Origin of the sequence: Streptomyces sp. NPDC002138 (assembly GCF_040296485.1) — a bacterium.
Lineage (GTDB): Bacteria > Actinomycetota > Actinomycetes > Streptomycetales > Streptomycetaceae > Streptomyces.
In genome coordinates this window covers 18256-44105 of sequence record NZ_JBEOXE010000060.1, presented here as the reverse complement: position 1 = coordinate 44105, position 25850 = coordinate 18256, and the positions used below count along the sequence as shown (strand labels likewise).

The 25850-nt window shown below is 72.3% G+C and carries 20 protein-coding genes; 8 read left to right on the top strand and 12 right to left on the bottom strand.

The window, feature by feature from the left end; genetic code table 11:
* Together ABT084_RS29790 and ABT084_RS29785 are read left to right on the top strand one after the other, a co-directional pair.
* The coding region (locus tag ABT084_RS29790) for an SUKH-4 family immunity protein (protein WP_351050357.1) at positions 1–1648 on the top strand (1648 nt) is incomplete at its 5' end.
* A gap of 198 nt (positions 1649–1846) precedes the next feature.
* Positions 1847–2728, top strand: coding sequence for a coiled-coil domain-containing protein (locus ABT084_RS29785; protein WP_351050354.1), 882 nt, complete (start codon positions 1847–1849; stop codon positions 2726–2728).
* A gap of 65 nt (positions 2729–2793) precedes the next feature.
* Here ABT084_RS29785 and ABT084_RS29780 read toward each other — a convergent pair whose 3' ends face one another.
* A complete protein-coding gene (locus ABT084_RS29780; protein ID WP_351050351.1) occupies positions 2794–3678 on the bottom strand; it encodes an alpha/beta fold hydrolase in 885 nt (294 codons plus the stop codon).
* Positions 3679–3778: 100 nt separating this feature from the next.
* Between ABT084_RS29780 and ABT084_RS29775 the strand changes: the two genes are divergently transcribed.
* A complete protein-coding gene (locus ABT084_RS29775; RefSeq protein WP_351050348.1) occupies positions 3779–4345 on the top strand; it encodes a CGNR zinc finger domain-containing protein in 567 nt (188 codons plus the stop codon).
* A gap of 33 nt (positions 4346–4378) precedes the next feature.
* On the opposite strand, the gene ABT084_RS29770 is transcribed toward ABT084_RS29775, so the two are convergent.
* Together ABT084_RS29770 and ABT084_RS29765 are read right to left on the bottom strand one after the other, a co-directional pair.
* Positions 4379–5293, bottom strand: a complete 915-nt coding sequence (locus ABT084_RS29770) for a hypothetical protein (RefSeq protein ID WP_351050345.1) — start codon at positions 5291–5293, stop codon at positions 4379–4381.
* 94 nt (positions 5294–5387) lie between these two features.
* Entirely contained in the window at positions 5388–7037 is a 1650-nt protein-coding gene (locus ABT084_RS29765) for an MDR family MFS transporter (protein ID WP_351050343.1), read from the bottom strand.
* A 324-nt stretch (positions 7038–7361) separates the two neighbouring features.
* Here ABT084_RS29765 and ABT084_RS29760 point away from each other — a divergent pair, with 324 nt between their 5' ends.
* Together ABT084_RS29760 and ABT084_RS29755 are read left to right on the top strand one after the other, a co-directional pair.
* The gene (locus tag ABT084_RS29760) at positions 7362–8138 is read left to right on the top strand and encodes an ABC transporter ATP-binding protein (protein ID WP_502969228.1); all 777 of its coding nucleotides are present in this window, start codon (positions 7362–7364) and stop codon (positions 8136–8138) included.
* The gene (locus ABT084_RS29755; RefSeq protein ID WP_351050337.1) at positions 8135–10711 is read left to right on the top strand and encodes an ABC transporter permease; all 2577 of its coding nucleotides are present in this window, start codon (positions 8135–8137) and stop codon (positions 10709–10711) included. Before ABT084_RS29760 ends, ABT084_RS29755 begins: the two co-directional genes overlap by 4 nt.
* A gap of 104 nt (positions 10712–10815) precedes the next feature.
* Here the strand turns inward: ABT084_RS29755 and ABT084_RS29750 are convergent, their stop codons facing one another.
* From ABT084_RS29750 to ABT084_RS29740, 3 genes are read right to left on the bottom strand one after another with little or no spacing between them, the layout of a single operon-like run.
* Positions 10816–12282, bottom strand: coding sequence for a DUF2079 domain-containing protein (locus ABT084_RS29750; protein WP_502969227.1), 1467 nt, complete (start codon positions 12280–12282; stop codon positions 10816–10818).
* Positions 12279–12938, bottom strand: a complete 660-nt coding sequence (locus ABT084_RS29745; RefSeq protein ID WP_351050335.1) for a hypothetical protein — start codon at positions 12936–12938, stop codon at positions 12279–12281. Before ABT084_RS29745 ends, ABT084_RS29750 begins: the two co-directional genes overlap by 4 nt.
* On the bottom strand, positions 12931–13419 hold the full coding sequence (locus ABT084_RS29740; RefSeq protein ID WP_351050332.1) for a SigE family RNA polymerase sigma factor: 489 nt from the start codon (positions 13417–13419) through the stop codon (positions 12931–12933). The genes ABT084_RS29745 and ABT084_RS29740 overlap by 8 nt, the downstream gene beginning before the upstream one ends.
* Positions 13420–13666: 247 nt before the next feature.
* On the opposite strand from ABT084_RS29740, the gene mfd reads away from it, so the two are divergent.
* Complete coding sequence (mfd, locus tag ABT084_RS29735; protein WP_351050329.1) at positions 13667–17230, top strand: transcription-repair coupling factor; 3564 nt, start codon at positions 13667–13669, stop codon at positions 17228–17230.
* A 16-nt stretch (positions 17231–17246) separates the two neighbouring features.
* On the opposite strand, the gene ABT084_RS29730 is transcribed toward mfd, so the two are convergent.
* The 5 genes from ABT084_RS29730 to ABT084_RS29710 all read right to left on the bottom strand — a co-directional run bounded on the left by ABT084_RS29730 (position 17247) and on the right by ABT084_RS29710 (position 23654).
* On the bottom strand, positions 17247–18161 hold the full coding sequence (locus tag ABT084_RS29730) for a phosphatidylinositol-specific phospholipase C (protein ID WP_351050326.1): 915 nt from the start codon (positions 18159–18161) through the stop codon (positions 17247–17249).
* 65 nt (positions 18162–18226) lie between these two features.
* The gene (locus ABT084_RS29725; RefSeq protein WP_351050323.1) at positions 18227–18466 is read right to left on the bottom strand and encodes a hypothetical protein; all 240 of its coding nucleotides are present in this window, start codon (positions 18464–18466) and stop codon (positions 18227–18229) included.
* Positions 18466–22785, bottom strand: coding sequence for a DUF6531 domain-containing protein (locus ABT084_RS29720; protein ID WP_351050320.1), 4320 nt, complete (start codon positions 22783–22785; stop codon positions 18466–18468). The genes ABT084_RS29725 and ABT084_RS29720 overlap by 1 nt, the downstream gene beginning before the upstream one ends.
* On the bottom strand, positions 22782–23150 hold the full coding sequence (locus tag ABT084_RS29715; protein ID WP_351050317.1) for a hypothetical protein: 369 nt from the start codon (positions 23148–23150) through the stop codon (positions 22782–22784). Before ABT084_RS29715 ends, ABT084_RS29720 begins: the two co-directional genes overlap by 4 nt.
* 78 nt (positions 23151–23228) lie before the next feature.
* Positions 23229–23654 carry an ATP-binding protein gene (locus ABT084_RS29710; RefSeq protein WP_351050315.1) on the bottom strand — a complete coding sequence of 142 codons (426 nt, stop codon included), beginning with the start codon at positions 23652–23654 and terminating at the stop codon, positions 23229–23231.
* 119 nt (positions 23655–23773) lie between these two features.
* Here ABT084_RS29710 and ABT084_RS29705 point away from each other — a divergent pair, with 119 nt between their 5' ends.
* Together ABT084_RS29705 and ABT084_RS29700 are read left to right on the top strand one after the other, a co-directional pair.
* Positions 23774–24643, top strand: a complete 870-nt coding sequence (locus ABT084_RS29705) for a helix-turn-helix domain-containing protein (RefSeq protein WP_351050313.1) — start codon at positions 23774–23776, stop codon at positions 24641–24643.
* Entirely contained in the window at positions 24640–24885 is a 246-nt protein-coding gene (locus ABT084_RS29700) for a DUF397 domain-containing protein (RefSeq protein WP_351050311.1), read from the top strand. Before ABT084_RS29705 ends, ABT084_RS29700 begins: the two co-directional genes overlap by 4 nt.
* 106 nt (positions 24886–24991) lie before the next feature.
* On the opposite strand, the gene ABT084_RS29695 is transcribed toward ABT084_RS29700, so the two are convergent.
* Positions 24992–25702, bottom strand: a complete 711-nt coding sequence (locus ABT084_RS29695; protein WP_351050309.1) for a hypothetical protein — start codon at positions 25700–25702, stop codon at positions 24992–24994.
* Positions 25703–25850: the final 148 nt, after the last annotated feature.

Here is a 25850-nt window from a genome sequence, read left to right as displayed (position 1 = left end):
CGGCTACGTCTACGGCACGGCGACGATCGACGACAAGGCGCAGGACATCGTGGCCGCGCCTCCCGGGCCGCCCGGTGCTCCGGGTGGCGCCGGTGGCGGGGTGCAGCATGCCGCCACGATGCTGGCCGGTCCGGCCGTGGTCCAGCCGCCCGCGCCTCCGGGTGCTCCGGGTGCGGGCCGGCCTCCCGTGCCCCCCGGCCCGCCGGGGGCTCCCGGTGGTGGGGCGCAGTACGCCGCCACGATGCTGGCCGGTCCGGCCGTGAACCAGCCGCCCGCGCCCCCCGGCCCGCCCGGTGCTCCGGGTGCGGGCCAGCCGCCCGCGCCTCCCGGCCCGCCGGGTGCTCCGGGTGGTGGGGCGCAGTACGCCGCCACGATGCTGGCCGGTCCGGCCGTGAACCAGCCGCCCGCGCCCCCCGGCCCGCCCGGTGCTCCGGGTGCGCCCGGTGGCGCGGCGCAGCATGCCGCGACGATGCTGGCGGGGCCCGCCGTGGGTCAGCCGCCCGCGCCTCCCGGCCCGCCGGGGGCTCCCGGTGGCGGGGCGCAGCATGCCGCGACGATGCTGGCCGGACCCGCGGTCACGGGTCAGCCGCCCGCGCCGCCCGGACCCGCCCCGCAGGCCCCGCAGCAGCCGCAGGCACAGGCACAGGCACACGCACCGCAGCAGCCCGGCGTGCCCACGGTGGGCCCCGGCTACCAGGCCGTGCTGCGCTACCGCGGCCAGGACGGTTCCGAGCAGCAGCTCATCCGCCGCTCGGCGCCCGGTACCCCGCACCCGGAGTGGCAGATCCTGCACGAGCTGCGGGCCATGGGCGTGCCGCCGCAGCAGGTGCTGGAGCTGCACACCGAGCTGGAGTCCTGTGAGCTGCCCGGCGGTTACTGCGCGCGGATGATCCGGGAGACCTGGCCGCAGGTGCGGATCACCAGCGTGGCGCCGTACGGGACGGATCACGCGGGCCGGCAGCAGGGCATGCGGCACCTGCTCACCCATCAGGGCGAGCTGCACCAGGTGGCGGACGGTCCGGCGCGCCCCGCGCCGGTCCGGGCGCCGCTGGCGCAGGTGCCGCTGGAGCCCGCGATCCCGCTGGAGGCGATCGCGGCGGAGCTGACGCAGGCCTTCGGTCCGCAGGGCGTGTTCCGGTTCGAGCAGCGCGCGGTGTCCCGTCAGGGGGTGCCGGAGATCGTCGCGCAGACGCTGGTGTGGTCGGGTCTGCCGGTGGACTTCGGTCCGTTCTTCTGGGCGCAGGCGGTACCGGGCCAGCCGGTGCCGACGCTGGCGGAGATGGCGGCGCAGCGGCAGGTGCAGCCGGCTCCGGACGCGGGTTCGTACCTGGTCGTGGGCAGTGACTTCGGCAAGGCGCTCTGCGTCCAGTACGGGACGGCGCACATCGTCGCGGTGCCGGTCGAGGCGGGTCCGGGCGGTGGTCCGGTGCCGCCGCAGTTCGTGAATTCGAGCCTGCCGCAGTTCGCGCGGTGTCTGGCGATGCTGGGCTACATGTGGCGGCTGCGGATGCACCTGACGCCCGAACAGGCGGGGCGCTGGACGGCCGACTTCCAGATGAAGCTGGCGGCGCTGGACAGCGCGGCCCTGGCGTCGCCGGAGAACTGGTGGTCGGTGCTGCTGGAGCAGATGTGGGACGGACTGCTGTGATCGCCCGTCCGATCCTCGGTTGATCCGAAGATCGGCTGGGCATCTCTTGTGCATGGCCGGGCCGGGACCCCCGAACGGGGTCCCGGCCCGGCCATTGCCGCTTCCGTACGTAAATGACGCATCCTTGACAGGAATCCACGCGCATCGGCCACAAGCCGCACGCCACGCGAGAGAGGCGCTTTCCGGATGAGTGCACCCATGTCACCGCGACCGCGGGGTTTCGAGACCGTGCGCGGTCGCGCCTACCGGACGGACGAGGTGGACCGGTACCTCGCCCGGCTGTCCGGAAGCCGTGACGAGGCCTGGGAACGGGTCGCCCGGCTGACGGTGCTCGAACGGCAGTTGGAGGCGGAGGCGCAGCGCCTGGGGGCGGTGGTGGCCTCGCTCGCGCCGCAGACGTACGACGAGTTGAGCGAGCGGGCGCGGCGGATCCTCGGGCTGGTGCTGGAAGAGGCCGACAGCGTACGGGCGGACGCGCGGGCGGACGTGGCGGCGATCCAGGGCGCCGCCGAGGCGCACGCGGACCGGGCGGCGGAGCTGGCCCGGCAGGACGCGGACGCGGTGCGGGAGCAGACGGAGGTCCGGGCCCGGCAGGGCCTGGAGCGGGCCCAGCGCGAGGCGGACGGCATCCGGGCGCAGGCCCGGGAGGAGGCGACGGCCTGGCGGGAGGACGCCGAGGCGGACCTGGCGGAGACGCGCCGCGGGGCCGAGGCGCTGCTGGCGGACCTCCAGCAGGAGCACGCGGACCGGTGGGAGGCGGCGCAGCGGGAGCTGGCGGCGCGCGAGGCCGCGCTGGAGTCGCGGCTGGCGGAGCTGGAGCGGCGGGCGGAGGGCCTGCTGGCGGAGGCCAAGCGGGACTTCGCGGAGACGGAGGAGGCCGCCCGGCACGGCCAGGAGGACGCGGAGGCGCGGGCGGCGGAGCTGCTGTCCGGGGCGCGGGTGCTGGAGGAGCGCACGGTGCGCGAGACGGAGCGGATCCTGCGGGAGCACGAGTTGGCGCAGGAGGAGATGCGGGCCCACATGAACCACGTCCGCTCCAGCCTGGCGGCCCTGACGGGCCGGGCCCCCGCGGAGGGCTGACCCCCGCCCGGCCCCGGCCCGGCCCGGCCCCGCAAGGCCCCGGCCCGTCCGGCCCCCCCCCGCGGTCAGTTCGGCCGCAGGGTGGTCAGGAAGCCGTCGACCAGGGTGGCGATCTCCGGCAGGTGCGTCTCCAGGGCGAAGTGGCCCGCGCCGTCGAAGAGGTGGATGTCGGCGTCGGGCAGGTCGCGGGCGTACGCCTTGGCGCCCGCCGCGAGGAAGAACGGATCGCCGGTGCCCCACAGGACCAGCGTCGGCGGCCGGTGTTCGCGCAGCCACCGCTGCCAGGCCGGGTACAGCGTCAGGTTGTTCGCGTAGTCGAAGGCGAGGTCGGCCTGTGCGTCGGCGCGGCCGGGCAGGTCCAGGAAGTGCTGGTCCAGGGTCCAGCTGTCGGGGGAGACCAGGGAGGTGTCGGCCACGCCGGTCTCGTACTGGAAGCGGGTGCCGTCGAGCGTGAACAGCCCCCGGACCCGCTCCTCGTCGCCCGGCACCGCGCGCCGCAGCCCCGTGAACTCGCGGGCCATGTCGGAGAGCCCGTCCTCGTAGGCGTTGCCGTTCTGGACGACCAGGCCGGTGACCCGCTCGGGGTGGCGGGTGGCGAGGCGCAGGCCGACGGGGGCCCCGAAGTCGAAGACGTACAGGGCGAAGCGGTCGAGGCCGAGGGCCTCGGTGAAGCCTTCGATGATGTCGGCGAGCCGGTCGAAGGTGTAGGTGAACCCCTCCGGCGCCTCGGTGTGTCCGAAGCCGGGGTAGTCGGGGGCGATCAGCCGGTGGGAGGTGCCGAGCGCGTCCATCAGCCGCCGGAACTGGTGCGAGGCGGTGGGGAAGCCGTGCAGCAGCAGGAGCGCCGGGGCGTCGGCGGGGCCGGTCTCCCGGTAGAAGACGCGGACGCCCGCCACGTCGGCGTACCGGTGGTGGACCTGCGGAACCGAAACGGTGAGCGGAGTGCTCATCACATGCCTCCCCTTGGCTTGATGGCATTAGTCTTGCCCGGAACGGTCTAACGGGTCAAGGGGTGTCTCATCCATTAGTCAGGGAGGTAGGGTGGGGGACGTGACCGTGACCTTCCCGCTCCTCGGTGAGCCGCTCGCGCTGGACCTCGTCAACACCCGCTCCCCGGCCTTCGGCGATCTCATCGCCACCCCGGCGGGCCTCGCGGCCTGGCTGGCCGAACAGGCGGGACGGCTGACCCCGCTCGCCGCGGTGACGGACGCCGAGCTGACCCGCGTCCACGCGGTACGGGAGGCCGTGCGCGCGGCGCTCGAAGCGGTCCGGCGGGGGGAGCGGCCGCCCGCCGGCACGCTGCGGGTGCTGAACGGGGCCCTGGCCGCGGCCCCCGCCCACCGCGCACTCGCCTGGACGGCGGACGGCGGGCTCACCGCGCCCGCGCACCGGCAGGCCGCGGATCCCGCCCGGCGGCTCGCGGCGGAGCTGGCCGAGGCGGCGGCGGACCTGCTGACCGACCCCCGGGTCGGTGACGTGCGCGGCTGCGAGGGGGCGGAGTGCGTCCTGCTCTTCCTGCCCGCGAACCCCCGGCGGCGCTGGTGCGTGGCCGGGGTCTGCGGGAACCGGGCCCGGGTGGCGCGGTACTACGCCCGCCACACCAAGGGCGAGGCCTAGGCCGTCCGCCGTCCGCCGTCCGCCGTCCGCGGCCTACGGCTGCGGGGTCGGCTGGTCGGCCGGGGCGGGGCGCTGCGCCACGACCGGGGCCGGTGGCTCGTAGACGTACGGGTCGCTGCGCAGGCCGCGCGAGGTCACGTACACCGCGAAGGGGGCCTCGGGGCCGTCGGCGGGGGCCGGGCGCACGAGGGTCAGCATCCCGTCGGTGGTCAGGTCGGCCTCCCGCTGCGGTTCCGTGCCGATGGTGACCCGGACCTTGCCGTGCAGGGGGTCGTCGCAGAAGCCGCCGCCCTCGATGCGCAGGAGGTCGCCGACGCGCGTGACGCGGGTGATGACCGGGTTGGGGCGGGTGGCCACCTTGTTGAGCAGGTAGGCCGCGGCCGGGGCGCCGGTGAGCGCCCAGATCTCCGACGGGAGCTTCGGCAGGCCCGCGCCCACGTCGGCCACGAAGAAGGCGGCGACGTAGAGCATCGTGACGATGCTGAAGGCGACGTACTGGAGGTCCATCAGGTCCGTCTGGCCCGAGTCGTTGGAGATGAGCTCGCCCATCGGCAGCGGCGGGGCGGACCCGGCGGGGCCGGTGGGCGCGGTGCCGGGCGCGGGCTGCTTCTCCGGCTTGAAGAGGTGGCCGTTCTGCACGCGCAGCCCGACCACTCCCTTGGCCCCGATGAGGGCCAGGTACGGTCCGCCGAGCAGCGGCAGGTAGACCTCGGTCAGGGACGCGAAGGGGTGCTCCGGACCGCGGAACCAGCCGATGCCCTGCGTCAGCCCGTACCCGAGCAGCACGATCAGCATCCACACGAGCAGCCCGGTCCAGGCGGCGGCCAGGGTCTTGGACGTGGACATCCGGCCGTCCCGGCCGGTCACCAGGCCGGGGTGGGCGCGCAGGGCCCAGTACCCCAGGCACAGTGCGGCCACGAGTGTCAGCAGAGCGGGTAGCCAGGCCATCGTCGATTCCCCCAGTTCGGTTCCCGTCCGTGGTGTACCGCGTAGCCGGGTCCATGACAAGTCCGCCACGCCGTACGGCCGTTCGCGGCCGGGGTCAGGAGGCTCCGCCCTCCCGGTCCTCCCGGTCCTGGGCCTCCGTCAGCACCGGGAACCTGCGCGGGGCCAGCAGGAGCAGGACCAGCACCGCCGCCACCGCGGCCGCGGTCGCCCCGAGGTAGATGTGGTCGACGGCGGTGGCCACCGACCCCCGCAGGTAGTCGGCCGCGGCCGTCGGCAGCGAGCCCGGCTCCGCCAGCGCCTTGGACACGTCGTCCAGGTGGGAGGGCAGCCCGGTCATCGGGGCGTCGGCCAGCCGGCCCGCGATGGTGGCGTTGGCGACGGCCCCCAGGAGCGCTGCGCCGATGCTCTGGCCGACCTGCCGGGAGAAGAGGACGGAGGCGGTGGTGGTGCCGCGCTCGGCCCAGCCCACGGTGGCCTGGATGCCGATCATCAGCGGCAGCTGGAAGAGCCCGAGCGCGCACCCGAGCAGCAGCATGACCAGCGCGGGCTGCCAGGGCCGGGCGTGCGCGGGGAGCAGGGTGAAGGAGAAGAGGACGGCGGCGGCCAGCGACATGCCGATGACGGCGCTGTCGCGGAAGCCGATCCGGCGGTAGACGTGCTGGCTCAACGCGGCGGATATCGGCCAGCTCAGCGTCATGGCGGACATGACGAACCCGGCGCCGATGGGCCCGAGGCCCAGGACGGCCTGGGCGTACGTCGGCATGAAGACCATCGGGGCCACCATCAGCAGGCCCAGCGCGGCCATCGCGAGGTTGACGGCCGCGATGGTGCGGCGGCGCCAGACCCACCCCGGCAGGATCGGCTCCTCGGCCCGCCGCTCCACCCGGACCACCACCGCGGCCAGCGCCGCGCTCCCCGCCAGCAGGCCCAGGGACGGCGCGGACAGCCAGGGCCAGGCGACCCCGCCCTGAACCAGTGCGAAGAGCAGCAGCCCGCCGCAGGCGAACACGGCCAGCGCGCCCGCCCAGTCGATCCGGCCCCGGGCGCCCGGGGCCCGTACCGGCTCGGCCAGGTGCCGGACGATCAGCCAGAGCGCCAGCCCGCCCAGCGGCAGGTTGATCAGGAAGATCCAGCGCCAGTCGGCATAGGCGGCGAGCAGCCCGCCGACCGCGGGCCCCGCGACGGAGGAGGTGGCCCACACGGTCGACATCCGGGACTGGATCCGGGGCCGTTCCCCCAGCGGGTACAGGTCGGCGGCCAGGGTCTGCACCGTGCCCTGGAGGGCGCCGCCGCCCAGCCCCTGGACGATGCGGAAGGCGATCAGCGCGGCCATGTTCCAGGCGGCCGCGCACAGCAGCGAGCCGACCAGGAAGAGGGCGACGCCGAAGAGGAGCACCGGCTTGCGGCCGAAGGTGTCGGACAGCTTCCCGTACACGGGCAGCGAGACGGTGACGGCGAGCAGATAGCCGGAGAAGAGCCAGGAGAAGACGGAGAAGCCGCCGAGGTCCCCGACGATCTGCGGGACGGCGGTGGCCACGATCGTGCTGTCGAGGGCGACCAGGCCCATGGTGAGCATCAGCGCGGCGACCACGGCGGTACGCGGCCGGGCGCGCGCCCCGACGGCCGCGCCCGGGCCCGCCTCCGCGCCCGCTCCCGGTGCCGCCGCGGCGGCGGACTCCGCGCCCGCCCCCGGCCCTGGCCTTGGTCCTTGTCCTGGTCCTGTTCCCTTGCCCCCCGTACCCACCAAGATCCCTTCACTGTGCACGCATCGGCGGAGAACACCATCTCACCGCGGGTCTGCGGGCGGTATCCCCCAGGCCGCCTCACCCCGAGGGGGGACGTCCCCTAGGGGTTGCTCCCCAGTAAGGAGCAGAGGCCTTTCGTCCCGACGGAGGAGGCCGAAAGTCCCCCCGCCTTCTTAACTGGTTCCTACGGGCCGCTGGGGGGCGGCTCCCACGGGGGTGGGGCCGGCTCCGGATGAGATCCGGGAGATCCGCCCGTCACGCGACCAGTCGCGCACGCACGAGTCGCACACGCATCAACCAAGGAGAACGCCGTGACAACCGCAATGACCGATACCCGGCACGGGGGCGCTGGAGGGCATGTGGCCGTCGCGGCGCGAGCGCGGCAGCTCGTCAAGGCCTACGGCACGGGCGAGACCCGTGTGGTGGCCCTCGACGGCGTGGACGTCGACATCCACCGCGGCCGGTTCACCGCGATCATGGGCCCCTCCGGCTCCGGCAAGTCCACGCTGATGCACTGCCTCGCGGGTCTCGACACGGTGAGCAGTGGTCAGATCCACCTCGCCGACACCGAGATCACCGGTCTCAAGGACAAGAAGCTCACGCAGCTGCGCCGGGACCGGATCGGCTTCATCTTCCAGGCGTTCAACCTGCTCCCGACGCTGAACGCGCTGGAGAACATCACGCTCCCGATGGACATCGCGGGCCGCAGGCCCGACGCGGAGTGGCTGAACCAGGTCGTCGAGACCGTCGGTCTCTCCGGCCGCCTCAAGCACCGCCCGACCCAGCTGTCCGGCGGTCAGCAGCAGCGCGTGGCCGTGGCCCGCGCCCTGGCCGCCCGCCCCGAGATCATCTTCGGGGACGAGCCGACCGGAAACCTGGACTCGCGGGCGGGCGCCGAGGTGCTCGGCTTCCTGCGCCGCTCGGTCGACGAGCTGGGCCAGACCATCGTCATGGTCACCCACGACCCGGTGGCCGCGTCCTACGCGGACCGGGTGCTCTACCTCGCGGACGGCCGGATCGTGGACGAGATGTCCGACCCGACCGCCGAGCTGGTCCTGGACCGCATGAAGGACTTCGACGCGCGCGGGCGCACGTCATGACCGTCCTGAAGACCTCGCTGCGCAACTTCGCCGCCCACAAGGGCCGGATGGCGCTCTCGGCGATAGCCGTGCTGCTCTCCGTCGCCTTCGTCTGCGGCACGCTCGTGTTCACCGACACCATGAACACGACCTTCGACAAGCTCTTCGCGGTCACCAGCGCGGACGTCACCGTCAGCCCCAAGCAGGCCGCGGACGACGAGGAGAGCCGCCAGCGCGGCCGCCCCGAGGCGCTGGCCGGCTCGGTGGTCGACCAGGTCAAGAAGGCCGAGGGCGTCAAGTCCGCCGAGGGCGGCGTCGTATCGATGGCCGTGACCGTGGTCAACGCCAAGAACGAGAACATGGGCTCGACGACCGGCGCCCCCACCATCGCGGGCAGCTGGAACGACAACGAGCTCAAGTCCATGAGGATCAGCTCCGGGCACGCGCCGCGCGGACCCACCGAGGTGATGGTCGACGCCGACACGGCGAAGAAGCACCACCTGGCCCTCGGTGACGAGCTGCGCACGATCGCCCTCAGCGGTGACCTCCGCGCGAAGATCAGCGGCATCACCACCTTCACGGTGACCAACCCGGGCGCGGCCGTCGTGTACTTCGACACCGCCACCGCCCAGCAGGGCCTGATCGGCACTCCCGGTGCCTTCACCCACATCAACGTCGTCGCCAAGGACGGCGTGAGCGACGACCAGCTCAAGCAGAACATCGCCACCGCCGTCGGCGCGGGCACCTACAAGCTCCAGACCGCCAAGGAGTCCGCCGACGCGGGCCGCAAGGACGTCGGTTCGTTCCTCGACGTCATGAAGTACGCGATGCTCGCATTCGCCGGGATCGCGTTCCTCGTCGGCATCTTCCTGATCTTCAACACCTTCTCGATGCTGGTCGCCCAGCGCACCCGCGAGATCGGTCTGATGCGCGCCCTCGGCGCCGACCGCAAGCAGGTCAACCGCTCCGTCCTGATCGAGGCGTTCCTGCTCGGTGTGATCGGCTCGGTGCTCGGCGTCGGTGCGGGCGTCGGCCTGGCCGTCGGCCTGATGAAGCTCATGGGCCAGATGGGCATGCACCTGTCCACCGACGACCTGACCGTGCTGTGGACCACCCCGGTCCTCGGCATCCTGCTCGGGGTCGTCGTCACCGTCGTCTCCGCCTACCTCCCGGCCCGCCGCGCGGGCAAGGTCTCCCCGATGGCCGCCCTCCGCGACGCCGGCACCCCCGGTGACCGCAAGGCGGGCGTGGTCCGCGCCGTTATCGGCCTGGTCCTCACCGGCATCGGCGGCGCCGCCCTGTTCGCCACCGCGAGTGCCGACAAGGCGGCCGCCGGATCGCTGTTCCTCGCCCTCGGCGTGGTCCTCACCCTGATCGGCTTCATCGTGATCGGCCCCGTCCTGGCGGGCGCCGTGGTCCGGGTGCTCGCCGGCGCGGTGCTGCGGCCCTTCGGCTCGGTCGGCCGGCTCGCCGAGCGCAACGCGCTGCGCAATCCCCGCCGTACGGGCGCCACGGCCGCCGCGCTGATGATCGGCCTGGCCCTGGTGGCCTGCCTGTCGGTGGTCGGCTCCTCGATGGTGGCCTCCGCCACCGACGAGCTCGACCGCTCGGTCGGCGCGGACTTCATCATCCAGTCGCAGAACGGCCAGCCGGTCCTCCCGCAGGCCGAGCAGACGCTGCGCTCCGTCCCCGGCATCGACCACGTCACCTCGTACAAAATCCTCGACGCCAAGGTGACCACCCCGGACGGCAGGACCGAGGACAAGACGCTGTCCGCCGCGGACCCGACGTACGCCGAGGACCTGCGCAAGAAGACCGTCTCCGGCGAACTCCCGGCGGCGTACGGCAAGAACGCCATGTCGGTCGGCCAGACCTACGCGACCGCGCACGGCCTGAAGGTCGGCGACGAGCTGACGGTCGCCTTCAAGGCCGGTTCGAGCGCCAAGCTGAAGCTCGCGGCCGTCACCTCGGACGAGGGCAGCATCGACAAGGGCGCGATGTACACGAGCATCACGACCGCCGCGCAGTACGTCCCGGCCGACAAGATGCCGCAGAACCTGATCATGTTCGCCAAGGCCAAGGCGGGCAAGCAGGAGGCCGCCTACAGCGCCATGAAGGACGCGATGGCCGCGTACCCCCAGTACGAGGTGCGCAACCAGACCGACTTCAAGAAGTCCCTCAAGGACCAGGTCGGCCAGCTGCTCAACATGGTCTACGGCCTGCTCGCCCTCGCGATCATCGTGGCGGTCCTGGGCGTCGTGAACACCCTCGCCCTCTCCGTGGTCGAGCGGACCCGCGAGATCGGCCTGATGCGCGCCATCGGCCTCTCCCGCCGCCAGCTGCGCCGCATGATCCGGCTGGAGTCGGTGGTCATCGCCCTCTTCGGCGCACTGCTCGGCCTCGGGCTGGGCATGGGCTGGGGCGCCGCCGGCCAGCAGCTGCTGGCCCTGCAGGGCATGAAGGTCCTGGAGATCCCGTGGGGGACGATCCTGGGCGTCTTCGCCGGATCGGCGTTCGTGGGCCTGTTCGCCGCGCTGGTCCCGGCCTTCCGGGCGGGCCGGATGAACATCCTGAACGCGATCGGCAGCGAGTGATCGCGTAAGGGCCGCCGCGGCCCCCGGCCGTACGGTCCCCCGTGGCCCCGGATCCAGCCCTCATCGGCGGGATCCGGGGCCACCGGCGTTCCGGGGCCGGGTGCTCAGCTCTGGCCGGTCCGCCGCATCAGCACGAAGCCGCCGCCCTCGTCCACCCGGACGAATTCCGCGTCGGGGTGCAGCCGCAGGGCGTAGGCGCGCGGGTCGCCGGCCCCGCCCGAGGAGTCGTCGAAGACGATCCAGTCGGGCACCCGGCCGCGGGAATCGCCGATCCAGAACACCCGGCAGCGCGAGGTGAGCCGGGCCACCGGCGCGATGTCCGCCTCCACGACCGCCCCGTCCGGGACGCCCGCGAAGAGCCGCTCGGCCGCCGCCACCCGCTCGGGCATCCGGTACGTCCCCGGCTCGGCCAGCCGGGCCAGCGGCAGCGCCGTCACGCTCAGCGCGAGCGAGGTGGCCAGGACGGCGGAGGGCAGCTGGTGGGCGTACGCGCGCAGCCACGGCAGGGGCGAGCGCCGGGCGCGGTCCACCGCGTCCACCAGCGCCAGGGTGAGGACCGGCATCAGGACCGCGCTGTAGTGCCAGTCGGTGGACCAGTAGTGCGGGTCCCCGGACAGGAACCGCCAGCCCAGGGTGGGCGCGGCCACCAGCAGCAGCGGTGAGCGCAGCGCCAGCAGACCGGTGGTGGGGATCAACAGCCAGCCCAGGGTGGCGAGTTTGATGCCGAAGCCGCCGGTCAGGGCGGCGGCGGGCCCCTCCCCGGTCACCTTGTTCCAGTAGTCGTAGCCGCCGCCGGAGTTGAAGGCGGGGATGACCACGGCGAAGGCCAGGACGCTCGCCACGGCCCCGAACGCGGCGGCCCACACGGCGAGCCGGGCCGCGCGCGGATCGCCCGCGCGGGCCCGCAGGGCGACCACGCAGGCCAGCGCGGCGAGGGTGAGCCCGAGGTCCTCCTTCACCAGGACCAGCGGCAGCGCCCACAGCAGCGCGGCCCGCCAGCGCCGCTCCAGCAGCGCCTCCAGGGCGAAGGCGAGCAGCGGGAGCGCGAAGCAGATCTCGTGGAAGTCGAATTCGACGGCCCGCTGCATCCCCCAGGACAGGCCGTACGCCGTCCCGGTCGCCAGCCCGCGGGCCCGCCCCAGCAGCCGGACCGCGGCCCGCGTGACGGGGACGGCGGAGAGCGCGAACAGCGCGGCCTGCGCGACGAGCAGGGTCACGGGCGTCGGCCAGAGCCGGTAGAAGGGCGCGAGCAGCGCGGTGACCGGGCTGAAGTGGTCGCCCAGGATGTTGGCGCCCGGCCCCTTGAGCTCGACGACGGGCGCCCGCAGGTGCGCGTACGCCCTGACCGCCTGCTCGAATATCCCGAGGTCCCAGGACATGGTCTCCAGGCGCTCGTAGCGCAGCACCGAGAGCAGGGCGTAGGCGGCGAAGAGGACCGCGGCGAGCAGCTGCGGAGCCCGGCGCGCGGCCACCGCCGCCGCACCGGGCGGCCCGGGAGCCGGTACGGGCCCCCGCGCCCGGGCCGCTGCCCGGACCGGTATCGGGGCGGCCGGGGCCTGGAGCGCGGTCACCGCCGGGGGCTTTCGCTGCCCGCGCCGGGCACCCCGAGGGCGCCCGGCGATACGGAGGACCCGGGCGAGGCGGTGTACGCCGGGCGCGAGGGGTTCGGCGTGAGCCCCGGGCCCCCGGAGCCGCTGACCCCCGGGTCCGGCGGCAGCGGGCCCGCGGTGATCCCCGTACCCGCGCCGGGGTCCGCCTCCGGCGAGGCGGACCCGGGCCCCGGGCCGCCGGGCGAGGGCCGCCCCGACGGGAACGAGGACCCCGCCGGAGCGGAGGAGGACAGGCCGCCCGGCCCGGAGCGGTCGACGGGGGCGGAGCCGCTGACCCGGGGCGCGGACGGCGCCGCGGGGGGCGCGTCCCGGTGCGCGGACCCCGAGCCGAGGCCGACGGCCGCGAGCGCGCCGCCCGCCCCGAGGACGCACACCGCGCAGGCGGACACCGCCGCCAGCCTGCGCCGCCTGCGCCGGGTCCCGCGCGCCTCGACGGCGGCGACCGGCGCGGGCGCCACCCGGCGCCCGGCGTCACCGGCGGCGCGCTTGAGCAGGGCGCCGAGCGGATCGTCGTACCCGCCGAGCGGATCGTCGTACCCGCCGAGCTGATCGTCGTACCCGGGGACATCGTCGGAACCAGCGGAACCGGGGGAGTCGCTCCCCGTGCGGTCACTCACCGCGCGCCTCCTCGAAGTGCGGCCGGAGCGCGGCGCGCGCCCGGGACAGGTGGGTCTTGACGGTGCCCGCCGCGATGCCGGTCTCGGCGGCCACCTGTTCCACGGACAGGTCGCAGACGTAGTGCAGGACGGCGACCCGCCGCTGCCGCTCCGGCAGCGTCCGCAGGGCGCCGACCAGCGCCACCGTCGCGGGGTCGGGTGAACCGGCCGCCGCCGGGGCCGCGGCGCCGTGGCGCCGCCAGGCCTCGGCGGCCCGCCCGCGCCGCCGCCAGCGGCTGACGGCGAGCCGCCAGGCGACCGTGCGGATCCACGCCTCGGGCCCGGCGTCCCGGGAAAGCCGGCCCCGCCGGGCCCAGGCCCGTACGAAGGCCTCCTGGACCACGTCCTGCGCCTCGTGCAGGTCGCCGGTCATCAGGTAGACCTGTCCCACCAGGTGTTTCACGGAGTGCGCGTAGAACTCCTCGAACTCCTCGACGGTCATGCGGCTCCCGGTGCTGGACAGATCTCGCTGTGTATACGCCTGTGCCCCCGGTCCCGGTTGACACCGCCCTCCAAGATCTTTTGTGGCGCGCGGGGCGGCATCCCTCGCGCGGGTGTCGGACCCGCGCCGTAAGGTGGGAAACCCCGGCCCGTCTGACGTGTCGGGCCCTTCGCGTTGCCCCCGCTTCGCCCCCGCACCGCCCCCGTTTCGCCCCTTTCACCGCTTCACCGGACGGAAAGCCGCCTTCATGAGCCTGTACGGACTGCTCGACGCCGTCACCCGGGATCCCGCGCTCACCGAGGCGGTCAAGGCGGCCACGGACGGGAACCGGATGCACGTGGACCTCGTCGGCCCGGCCGCCGCCCGGCCCTTCGCCATCGCGGCGCTGGCCCGGCGGACCGAGCGGACCGTCCTCGCGGTGACCGCGACCGGGCGGGAGGCCGAGGACCTGGCCGCCGCGCTGCGCTCGCTGATGCCGCCCGAGCAGGCGAGCACCGTCGTGGACTTCCCGTCCTGGGAGACCCTGCCGCACGAGCGCCTCTCGCCCCGCAGCGACACCGTCGGCCGCCGTCTCGCCGTGCTGCGCCGGCTCGCCCACCCCAGCAAGGACGACCCGGCCGCCGGTCCCGTCTCCATCGTCGTCGCACCCATCCGCTCCGTGCTCCAGCCGCAGGTCAAGGGCCTGGGAGACCTGGTCCCGGTGGCCCTGCGCGGCGGCGAGAGCGCCGATCTGGGCGAGATCACCGAAGCGCTCGCCGCGGCCGCCTACGCCCGGGTGGAGCTGGTGGAGAAGCGCGGCGAGTTCGCCGTGCGCGGCGGCATCCTCGATGTCTTCCCGCCCACCGAGGAACACCCGCTGCGCGTGGAGTTCTGGGGCGACGAGGTCGAGGAGATCCGTTACTTCAAGGTCGCCGACCAGCGGTCCCTGGAGATCGCCGAGCACGGGCTGTGGGCCCCGCCGTGCCGCGAGCTGCTGCTGACCGACGAGGTGCGCGAGCGGGCCGCCGCGCTGGCGGAGGAGCACCCCGAGCTGGGCGAGCTGCTGCACAAGATCGCCGAGGGGATCGCCGTCGAGGGCATGGAATCCCTCGCCCCGGTCCTGGTCGACGACATGGAACTGCTGCTGGACGTGCTGCCCGCCGGGGCGATGGCCGTCGTCTGCGACCCCGAGCGGGTCCGCACCCGGGCCGCCGACCTGGTCGCCACCAGCCAGGAGTTCCTCCAGGCCTCCTGGGCGGCCACCGCGGGCGGCGGGGAAGCCCCGATCGACCTGAACGCGGCCTCCCTGTGGGGGATCGCCGACGTCCGCGACCGGGCCCGCGAGCTGGGCACCATGTGGTGGTCCGTCTCCCCCTTCGCGGCCGACGCCACGCTGACAGATGCCGCTGGCGCGGCGGGCGGCGAGGACACGCTCACCCTCGGCATGCACGCCCCCGAGGCCTACCGCGGCGACACCGCCCGCGCGCTCGCCGACACCAAGGGCTGGATCGCCGACGGCTGGCACACCGTCTACGTCACCGAGGGCCACGGCCCGGCCGCCCGCACCGTCGAGGTGCTCGGCGGCGAGGGCATCCCGGCCCGCCTGGAAGCGGACCTCGCGAAGCTGGAGCCCTCCCTGGTCCATGTCGCCTGCGGCTCCCTGGACAACGGCTTCATCGACCCCGGCCTCAAGATCGCCGTCCTCACCGAGACCGACCTGACCGGGCAGCGCACGGCCACCAAGGACCTCGGCCGGATGCCGACCCGGCGCCGCAAGACCATCGACCCGCTGACCCTCCAGGCCGGCGACTACATCGTGCACGAGCAGCACGGCGTCGGCCGCTACGTCGAGATGGTCCAGCGCACCGTCCAGGGCGCCACCCGCGAGTACCTCCTGGTCGAGTACGCCCCCGCCAAGCGCGGCCAGCCCGGCGACCGCCTCTACATCCCCACCGACCAGTTGGAGCAGGTCACCAAGTACGTCGGCGGCGAGGCCCCGACCCTGCACCGGCTCGGCGGCGCCGACTGGACCAAGACCAAGGCGAAGGCCAAGAAGGCCGTCAAGGAGATCGCCGCCGACCTGATCAAGCTCTACAGCGCGCGCATGGCGGCCCCCGGCCACACCTTCGGCCCGGACACCCCCTGGCAGCGCGAGCTGGAGGACGCCTTCCCGTACGCGGAGACGCCCGACCAGCTGACCACGATCGCCGAGGTCAAGGAGGACATGGAGAAGTCGGTCCCGATGGACCGGCTGATCTGCGGCGACGTCGGCTACGGCAAGACCGAGATCGCCGTGCGCGCCGCCTTCAAGGCCGTCCAGGACGGGAAGCAGGTCGCCGTCCTCGTCCCGACCACGCTCCTCGTGCAGCAGCACTTCGGCACCTTCTCCGAGCGGTACTCCCAGTTCCCCGTCAAGGTGCGGGCGCTGTCCCGGTTCCAGACGGACACCGAGGCGAAGGCCACCCTGGAGGGCCTCAAGGAAGGCTCGGTGGACATCGTCATCGGTACCCACCGCCTCTTCTCGCAGGAGACCAAGTTCAAGGACCTGGGCCTGGTCATCGTCGACGAGGAGCAGCGCTTCGGCGTCGAGCACAAGGAGCAGCTCAAGAAGCTCCGCGCGAACGTCGACGTCCTGACCATGTCCGCGACCCCGATCCCGCGCACCCTGGAGATGGCGGTCACCGGCATCCGCGAGATGTCGACGATCACCACCCCGCCGGAGGAGCGGCACCCGGTGCTGACCTTCGTCGGACCGTACGAGACGAAGCAGATCGGGGCCGCGATCCGCCGCGAACTGCTGCGCGAGGGCCAGGTCTTCTACATCCACAACCGGGTCGAGTCCATCGACCGGGCCGCCGCCAAGCTGCGCGAGATCGTGCCCGAGGCGCGGATCGCGACCGCGCACGGGCAGATGGGCGAGAGCCAGCTGGAGCAGGTCGTCGTCGACTTCTGGGAGAAGAAGTTCGACGTCCTGGTCTCCACGACGATCGTCGAGTCCGGCATCGACATCTCCAACGCCAACACCCTGATCGTGGAGCGCGGCGACAACTTCGGCCTCTCGCAGCTGCACCAGCTGCGCGGCCGCGTGGGCCGCGGCCGCGAGCGCGGCTACGCCTACTTCCTCTACCCGCCGGAGAAGCCGCTGACCGAGACCGCGCACGAGCGGCTCGCGACGATCGCCCAGCACACCGAGATGGGCGCGGGCATGTACGTCGCCATGAAGGACCTGGAGATCCGCGGCGCGGGCAATCTGCTCGGCGGCGAGCAGTCCGGTCACATCGCGGGCGTCGGCTTCGACCTCTACATCCGCATGGTCGGCGAGGCGGTCGCGGACTACCGCTCCGCCGTCGAGGGCGGCGAGCAGGAAGAGGCGCCGCTGGACGTCAAGATCGAGCTTCCGGTCGACGCGCACGTCCCGCACGACTACGCGCCGGGCGAGGGCCTGCGCCTCCAGGCCTACCGCTCGATCGCGGCCGCCTCCTCGGAAGCGGACGTCAAGGCCGTCCGCGAGGAACTGACCGACCGCTACGGCAAGCTGCCCGAGCCCGTGGAGAACCTGCTGCTCGTGGCGGGCCTGCGGATGCTGGCGCGCGCCTGCGGGGTCGGCGACATCACCCTGGCGGGCACCAACATCCGCTTCGGCCCGGTGGAGCTGCGCGAATCGCAGGAGCTGCGGCTCAAGCGGCTCTACCCGGGGACGGTCCTCAAGCCGGCCGCCTCGCAGGTGCTGGTGCCGCGCCCGAAGACCGCCCGGGTCGGCGGCAAGCCGCTGGTCGGGCGGGAACTCCTCGCCTGGACGGGGGAGTTCCTCACCACGATCCTCGGATCCTGACGCCGCGGGGGACGGTCTAGAGGAAGTTCTTCTGGATCAGGAGGTACACGATGTCCGGGTAGAAGTCCGGGAAGTCCATCGGCACGATGCCGAGATGGATCTTCTCGGTCTTCCGGGCGTCCAGGTACTTGAGCACGTCCGGGAGCGTCAGCTGCGCGTTCTGCTGGGGCCAGTTCCCGCCGGAGTAGCTCGTGAAGTTCACGAACACCTGGGAGGACTCCTGGTGCCGCCAGGCATTGTCGAACTGCTTGACGATGGTGGCGGACTTCGTGAAGTTGGTGGTGTTCCAGTCGTCCTGGATGTTGAAGGCCTTGTTGCTGTCCCAGGTGAGGATGCCCCAGTCGTTCGCGAAGTCCGCCGCGATGATGACCTTGCCGCGCACCTCGCCCAGCGCGGGCCAGAACGGTGCGGTCCACACCAGACTCCGGTAGCCCATGTTGTCCAGGTAGTAATTGAAGCGGCGCCGGAACTCTTCGTCCGAGAGGGCCTGCCCGCCCGAGTTCTCGTTCTTCACCCGCATGATGACGGTTTCGCCCGGGTACTTCTTGAAGTGTTTGCGGCAGGCCTCCAGGACGTCCTGGAAGCGGTGCCCCTGGTAGGCGGAGCCGTGGTAGAGGCCGAATTCGTTCGGCGCGCCCTGGAGCCCGTTCAGCCGGATGTCGAGGAAGCGGATCCCGCGCTCCAGCTGCTCGGGAACGCCCCAGTTCTGGGTCTGGGCCCATTTGGTGCCGTTGGCGGGGTCGGTGCACCACGAGTCGTGCGTTCCGGGGATCGTCATGCGGATGAGGGGCGTGTAGGGGGACAGTTTGCCCATCCAGTCGGGTGCGTAGTAGCCGGCGGCCTGGGCCGTGCCCGGCAGGCCCAGCGAGACGGCCGCGGCCGCACCGGCACCGGCTCCCCATTTCAAGACGTCACGACGGGTGGGACTCATGCCTGTTCTCCAGTTCCTCGGGGACTCCGAGGCGCCGACGCTAGGACGACCCGCTGACGTTTCGCTTACGCTCCGCTGACGCCCGGTGCGGGTTCGGGAAACGGAATAATCGATTCCCAGTCCTTCGCGGAATCTCCCGTGAGGAGGAATTCGCTCAGGTACAGATCCGTCTCGTCGTGCACGTCCTCTTCGTCCAGCCAGACGGATTCGCATTCCGGGCACATGAAGAACACCTGGCCGGAATCCTTGCGCTTGTAGCGCCGCACCCAGTCCTGGCCGCAGTGGACGCACGCCACCTTCTCCATCAATTCCAGCTCCTCGGGAAAGCGGTGATCACTTCATTGCCGTGTTCGACCGTGATTGAAATGTAGTTCTCGCCGGGGTTGAATCCGACTTGGTGTTCCATCGGAATGATATAGGTGGTGCGTGCACCCTGTTGGTTCACCGAGACGGCCAGGGCCCGCCGGCTCCACGCCTCGTCGACCGTTTCGAGCACGCCCTTGCTGCCCGTGTCGAACACCCCGTGGTTGGGCTTCGCGGGATTCTCCTGGGTGTGCTGCATCACGTGGGTGATGCGGTGCCCCTCGGCGGAGCCGGGTCCGTAGTCGAGGCCCTCCGGCGAGCGGTACCAGCCACCGCCCATGTCCTGCAGTTCGCAGCCCGCCAGACCCAGGGGATCCGACCACGTGCCGGGATGCCGGACGTAGGCGTTCGGATTGGGGGCGGGCTCCAGACCCAGGGGATCCGCGCTGATGTACCGGGCGGCCTCCGGGTCGTAATAGCGGAAGTGGTTGTAGTGCAGGCCCGTTTCGGTGTCCGCGTACTGGCCGGGGAAGCGGAGCGGGCAGTCCACGGACGCATCGTCCGTGGGCGCGGGGAAGTCGGTGCCCCACAGGGTGGTGCGGCGCTGCCAGAGGAGTTCGCCGTCGGGGGCGACCAGTTCGGTCGGCGTGCCGACCGCGTCCGTGATGACGGCGCACATGCGGGTGCTGAAGTCGCCCGAGGTGTCCTGGGCCAGTGCGTCCAGGAGCGACACGCCCGCCGCGCGGACCAGCGGCTTGTGGTCGGTCTGGGTGAGGGGGCGATGGGTGCCCGGAGCGTAGTCCCAGGTGGTGGCGCGGCCGTGGGACGTCTGCCGTTCGGCCAGACGGGTGTCGTCCCAGGTGAAGTCCGTGCGGTCGGCGCTCGATCCGTCGTCCGTCAGGCGTTGCTTGGACATCCGGCGGCCCAGCGGGTCATAGGCGTACTGCCAGCGCTCGCCGGCCGGTGTCACCGCCTCGGTCAGGCGGTCCTCCGCGTTCCAGGTGTACGTCCATGTCTGCCGCTGACCGTTGAGGAGCTTGCGGGACTTGCGGGTCAGGCGGCCCTGGGCGTCGTGTTCGTAGGTCGTACGGCCGGCCGTGCGGATCAGGGTGCCGCTGAACTCGCGCGCGCCGACGGCCTCGTGGGCGGGAGCGGCGGCGTGGGTGAGGTTGCCCGACGCGTCATAGGCGTACGTCTCCGTCCACCCGTGGGCGCGCACGCCCGTGACGCGGCCCATCGCGTCGAGGTCGAACCGGCGGGTCCCCGAGGTCAGTTCGCGGATCTCGGTGAGGTACCCGTCCTCGCGGTAGGCGTAGTCGCGGTGCTGGACGAGGCGGTCGGTCCCGTCCGCGCGGCCCAGAACGCTCTGCTCGACGAGGCGGTCGGCGGTGTCCCAGCCCTGGGTGAGCGTGACGCCGTCGCCGAGGTGACGCCCGGTCTCGCGTCCGCGGGCGTCGTAGGTGAAGTCCAACGAGCCCGCTTCGGTGCTGAGTCCGACCGGGCGGCCGGTCTCGTCGTAGCTCCAGTCGGAGCTCAGACCGGAGGGCGTGGTGCGCCGCAGGACGCGGCCGAGCACGTCGTAGGTGTAGGCGGTCGTGCGCCCGTTGACCGTTTCCTTGAGCGTGCGTCCGAGGGCGTCCCGCTCGATCGACACCTCCGCGTCCGCGTTGGCCGTGTGGATCAGATGACCCGTCGTGCCGTAGGCGTACGTGGTGGTGAGACCCGTGTCGGTGCGCTGTTCGATGACGCGGCCGAGCGCGTCCCGGGTGAAGCGCAGCGTTTCGCCCGCGCCGTTCGTGCGGGACGTCAGGGCGCCCGACGCGTCGTGCGCGTACGTCTGCGTCCGGCCGTTGAAGTCGGTCTCGGCGGTCAGCCGGCCTGCCTCGTCGTAGGTGTACGACCAGGTCAGACCCTGCGGGTTGGATACTTCGGTCAGGCGGAGTTCGGTGTCGTAGGCGAAGGTGTACTCCGCGCCGTCCGGGTCCGTGCGGCCGGCCGGGACGTCGAAGTGAGTGGCGGTGTTGCGGGTGACGTTCCCCGCCCGGTCGGTGTGGGTGAGGAGGTTCCCCTCGCCGTCCCAGGTCCAGGACTCCTGGCTGCCGTCCGGGTACGCGCGCCGCGCCGGCTTGCCCTCGGTTGTCCAGGCCATCCGGCTGGTCCCGCCCAGCGGGTCGACCACCTCGACGACGCGGCCGAAGGCGTCCCGGCGCGCCACCGTGGTGTGCCCGAGTTCGTCGGTGACGGCGACGGGCAGTCCGGCCGCGTCCGACGTCACCGTGCGGGTGTGGCCCAGGGCGTCGGTGACGGTCGCCAGGTGGCCTCTCGCGTCGTAGGTGCGGCGCGTCACGGCGCCGAGCGGATCGGTCGTGGTGAGGCGGTTGCCGTTCTCGTCGTAGGTGTGCCGCCACGTGGACCCACCGGGTTCGACGACCTCGGTCGGCCGGCCGAGCGCGTTGTACGTGGCCCGGGCGGCGGACCCGTCCGCCAGGGTGACGACGGCGAGGTTGCCGCTCTCGTCATAGGCGTACCGCTTCGTGCGCCCCATCGGGTCCGTGACCGAGAGGCGCTTGTCGCCCCTCGGTTCCCACTGCGTTCGGGTGGTGTGGCCGAGGGCGTCGGTCTCCTCGATGACCATGCCCGCGGAGTCGTACCGGTGCGTGGAGCGGCGGCCGAGGGAGTCCGTGTACGTGGTGGTGCGCGCCGGGCCGTCGTAGGTGAGCGCCCCGGAGAGGAAGCCGTCGCTGCCCTCGGTGCGCTCGACCCGGCCGCGGGCGTCGTAGAAGTAGGCGAACGAGGTGCCGTTGCGGTCGGTCCACGAGGTGACCCGCCCTTCGGCGTCGTACGTGAAACGCAGCGGCTTCCCGGTGGAGTTGACGACCTCGGTGAGGTTGCCCGCCTCGTCGTAGCCGTACCGCATGAGAGCCGTTCCGCCACCGGTGTCATCGGGCTGCGACGGCTCGTACCGCGACGGGGCCCGGTCCAGCAGGCGCAGGGCGGTGATGCGCGGCCCCCGGGTGTCGACGGCGAGGTAGTAGCCGCCGGAGTGGCGGATCGCGGTGGGGATGCCGTCGGACGTGCGCTCGATGTCGACGCGGGCACCGTTGCGGTCGTGCCAGCTGTCCAGGGGGAGGTGGAGGACACCGAAGGTGCCGGAGGGGAGAGGGGTGCTGAAGGTGCGCACGACACCGGAGTCCGGGTCGGTGACGGTCATGACGCCGTCGGGCTCGCCGTCCCATTCGAGCGGCCAGCGGGCGCCCTTCACCGGCAGGACGGGCTCGCCGGGCCGTGGCACGGGGTAGACGAGGCGCATGCCGTCCGAAGCGGCGAACACCACTCCTTCCCCGTCGATCTGGAGGCACTCGTCCAGAGTGGAGACCCAGGTGGGGCCGAAGCACACGCCACCGCGGTACGAGGACAGGTGGGTGCGCTCGAAGACCAGGGGGAGGCCCGCGGGGAGCGTGAGGTCCGTCTGCGTCATCAGCATGGCGCCGGTCGCCACGTCGATGGGTTCCCCCACGCACGGGGTGCCCTTGCACGTCCGGGCGGCCGGCCCGATCTCCACCAGGTTCGGGCGGAGCGAGGGCGGCCGCAGCATGAGGGGGACGTCGTTCCGGGCGAACAGGCTGCCCTCGATCCCGGCCTTCGTCACGCCGCCGGCGGCTCCGAAGACCCCGCCGTAGATCATTCCGTCCCTGGCCGCGGCGTTGATCTCGTCCAGGCTGAAGCCCTTCTGCATGCCCGTGGCGATCTTCATGGGCTGGGCGACCGCGAGGTCGACGGTCACCGACTCCAGGCTGCCGAAGGTCGCCGCGACCAGCGTGCCCGCGGCGATCTCGGCGACGGTGGTGGTGACGGCGATGCCCATCGTGGCGCCGAATTCGATGAGGGCCTCGGTGGCCGCGGCAGCGGCGCCGGCGGCGATGCCCGCCGTGAAGAAGGCCAGTGCGATGCCACCCACGATGACCGCGGCGTCGATGCCGATCTGCGTCCAGAGCTTGTTGATCGCGTCGTCGATGGCCCCGGCGAACTTGTCGAGTGCCGCGGCCATCTCGCGGGAGGATTTGGCGAGGTCGCTGAGCCAGCCCGCGTCGGCGCCCTTCGCGTACCGTCCCCAGAAGGTCCCGAACGCCTCGATCGCCTCACCCTTGTTGTTGGCGATCAGCGAGGAGGCCGCGTTGTTGACGGGCGTACGGACACCGTCGACGGCGTCCGCGAAGGTCCGCCAGGCGTCGGCGGCGTGCCGCAGGGTGCCGGAATTGGCGTCCGGCCACCACAGGCCCAGCGAGAGCAGGAGGTCCTTGGCCTCGTCCTCGATGCTCACTTGGCCTCCCCGTCGTAGCCTTCGCCGACCTTCGGCTGCAGCTTCGTGAACATCCCCGCGATCAACTCGTCGTTGTCGACGTGCCCGTCCGCCATGTCGGTCATCGCCTCGTGAATGCTGATCAGACCGAGGACGAGGGTGCCGGCCGCCTTCTCGATGGACTTCTGCTGGGGGGTGTAGGCGTCGCCGAACGCCTTGCCCTGCTCGTCGTCACCCCACGGCTTGCCGAGTCCGTCGAGGGTGGTGACGAGCGTCGTGAGCGCCTTGCTCAGGTTCTTGCCCTGCGTATGGAAGACCGGAGCCGTTGACTTGATGTCGGCCGTCTTGATGTCCAGGACCTTGCCGCTGTCATTGCCGTCGCCCATGCGAAGCCTCCCCCGTTGCCGACTGCGGAGCCCGACCCTAGTCCAGACGGGGGGTCCGTCCTTCGTGGAGCGGAGGATTCACAGGCGGGCCCACACCGTCTTGCCGGGGGCGCCCGTGCCGCGCGGGCGCACGCCCCACTCCCGCGCCACGGCCTGTACGAGCGCCAGCCCGCGCCCGCTCTCCGCCCAGCAGGGGTCCGCCTCGGGGAGCACCTCGGGCGGGGCCGCGTCGCCGCGGGCGTCGCTCACCTCGACGCGGACCCGCAGGCCGTCGTATCCCAGCCGGACCTCGAAGTCCCGCCCCGGCACCCGCCCGTGCAGGACGGCGTTCGCGGCCAGCTCGCCGACCACCAGCTCCACGTCCTCGGCCAGCGCGCAGCCGTGCGGGATCCCCCAGGCGGCCAGCTGCACCCCGGCGAGGCGCCGGGCGAGCCGGGCGCCGCCCGGAGTGGCGGAGAGGAGCTGTCGGAACTCTGGTGCCATGTCACCCTTTTCGGTCGTCACCTCACCGAGAGTGGCCGGGCCGCCGTACGCTTTTCCAGGGACGACGGCGCTACGGAGAACTCCCGTAGGGGCCGGGTCGGTTGCGTGTACGTGCGGTACGGGCGAGGGCGGTTCATAGGATGAACGACCTGTCGGAGCGCGAGGAAGAGCCGGAGCGGCCCGTGGAGGTCGACGGCACGGCGTACCTCTTCAAGGCGCTCGGCAAAATCATCAAGGTGCTGCGGGAGCAGGCGGGCCTCCAGCAGAAGGAACTCGCGGCCCTCGTGCACGTGGGGGAGGACCTGGTGTCCTCCATCGAGCGGGGCGTACGGACGCCGCAGCCGGACTTCCTGGAGAACGTGGACCGGGCGCTCGGCGCCGGGGGCATCCTGATCGCGGCGATCCCGGACGTCCGGGAGGCGTTGAAGCGGGCGAGGACCCGGCACCCGGACTGGTTCCGGGATTACGCCCAGGCGGAGGCCACCGCCAATGCGCTCCACTACTTCGGTTATCAGGGCGTGCCGGGCATGCTCCAGACCGAGAGTCATGCGCGGGCTGTGTTCGCGAAACGACGTCCCTTGCTGGACGAGGCGACGATCGAGAAGCGAGTGGCTGACCGCTTGGCCCGCCAGCTCATTTTTGACCGGTGGCCTTCTCCCACCTTCAGCTTCGTCCTCGACCACAGTCTGTTGCTGCGTCCGGTGGGTGGGGAAGCAGTCCACAGGGAGCAGTTGCGCCGCTTCGCCACGATCGGACGGCTCCGGACGGTCGAACTCCAGGTGATGCCGTTCGATCGTGGCGAACACGCGGCAATGGGTGGATCGTTCACCCTCCTCAATCCCAAGGGGCGCGCGCAAGTCGCCTACACCGAAAGCTACGGTCAGCCCAACCTCACCACTGACCAGGAACGGGTACGGATCTACGCGGAGCGCTATGGCATCATCCGGGCACAGGCGCTCACGCCGGACGAGTCCCTGACTCTGATCGAGAAGACGCTGGGAGAGGTATGAACACCACGGACCTGGCCTGGTTCAAGAGCAGCTACAGCGACGGCGAGGGTGGCGAGTGCCTCGAAGTCGCCTTCGACTGGCGCAAGTCGAGCTACAGCAGTGGCGAAGGCGGCAACTGCGTCGAGGTCGCCGACTGCGCCGACGCCGTGCACGTCCGGGACTCCAAGGTCCCGGCCGGGCCGCAGCTGGCCGTCGCCCCCCGGGCCTGGGCCGCGTTCCTCGGCGGAGTCGTCCCGGCATAGCGCGGCCGGTGCGGTGCTGCGCGCCGAGGGAAGGACCCGGCGCGCCCGGGAGCCGCCCTCCCCTGCGAGGCGGCTACCGGGCGCGGCGGGCGTGCGGGGCCGGGCGTCATTTGTCCGTGTCGATGACGTCCTTGGTCGGGGAGTCGGCCTGGACCGGCACGTTGAAGCCGGAGAAGGAGACGTCGGACGGCTCCTTGCCGGTTTCGACGGCCTTGAGGAGGTAGGGCTCGCCCTTGGTGGCGATGTAGAGGTCCTCGGTCCCGTCGGTGGTCTTGGTGGTCACCTTCTGGGCGTCCTGGCCGTTCACCTGCACCACGCCGTCCTTGCGCGCCCCCTGGCTCTTGTCGAACTCCTTGAGGAGCTCGTCCAGGTCGCACAACGCCGAGAGTTCCTTGGAGTCGGGCGCCGACGCCTTGGTCTTCACCCAGTGGCCGGGCAGCTGCTTCAGCGCCGCGTCGGCCTCGTCCTTGGGGGAGTCCTTCAACTGGGTCCGGTAGAAGGCGGCGTCGGCCTTCATGAAGACGAACTGGGCGTTGCGGATCAGCTCGAACGAGCCCTCGCCCTCGACGGCCATCGAGCCCTTGCAGTCCCCCGACTTGCTGATCGCCATGTCCATCTTGATCGGCTTGCCGTTGTCGCGGACGGTGCCGGTGATGGTCAGCGAGGAGGCTCCGCGCAGGCTCTCGAGGGAGGCGTTCGCCACCTTCGACCCGGTCTGGCCGGGGAAGGGGCCGCTCTCGACGTCGTCGCCGCCGAAGGGGAAGCAGCCGGTGAGGGTGAACAGGGCGGCGGTGGTGACGACCGCGGCGGCGGTCATGCGGGCAGGGCGCACGGTGGGGCTCTCTTCGCGAGGGGAGGGTGGGGCGTGGCGGGAGCCATCACAACAGACACTGTGAACCGAGTCAACACCGAGTTTCTGGGCTGGTGTCTGTACACGCTGTGAATCGGTCTATCCGCCGTGTACG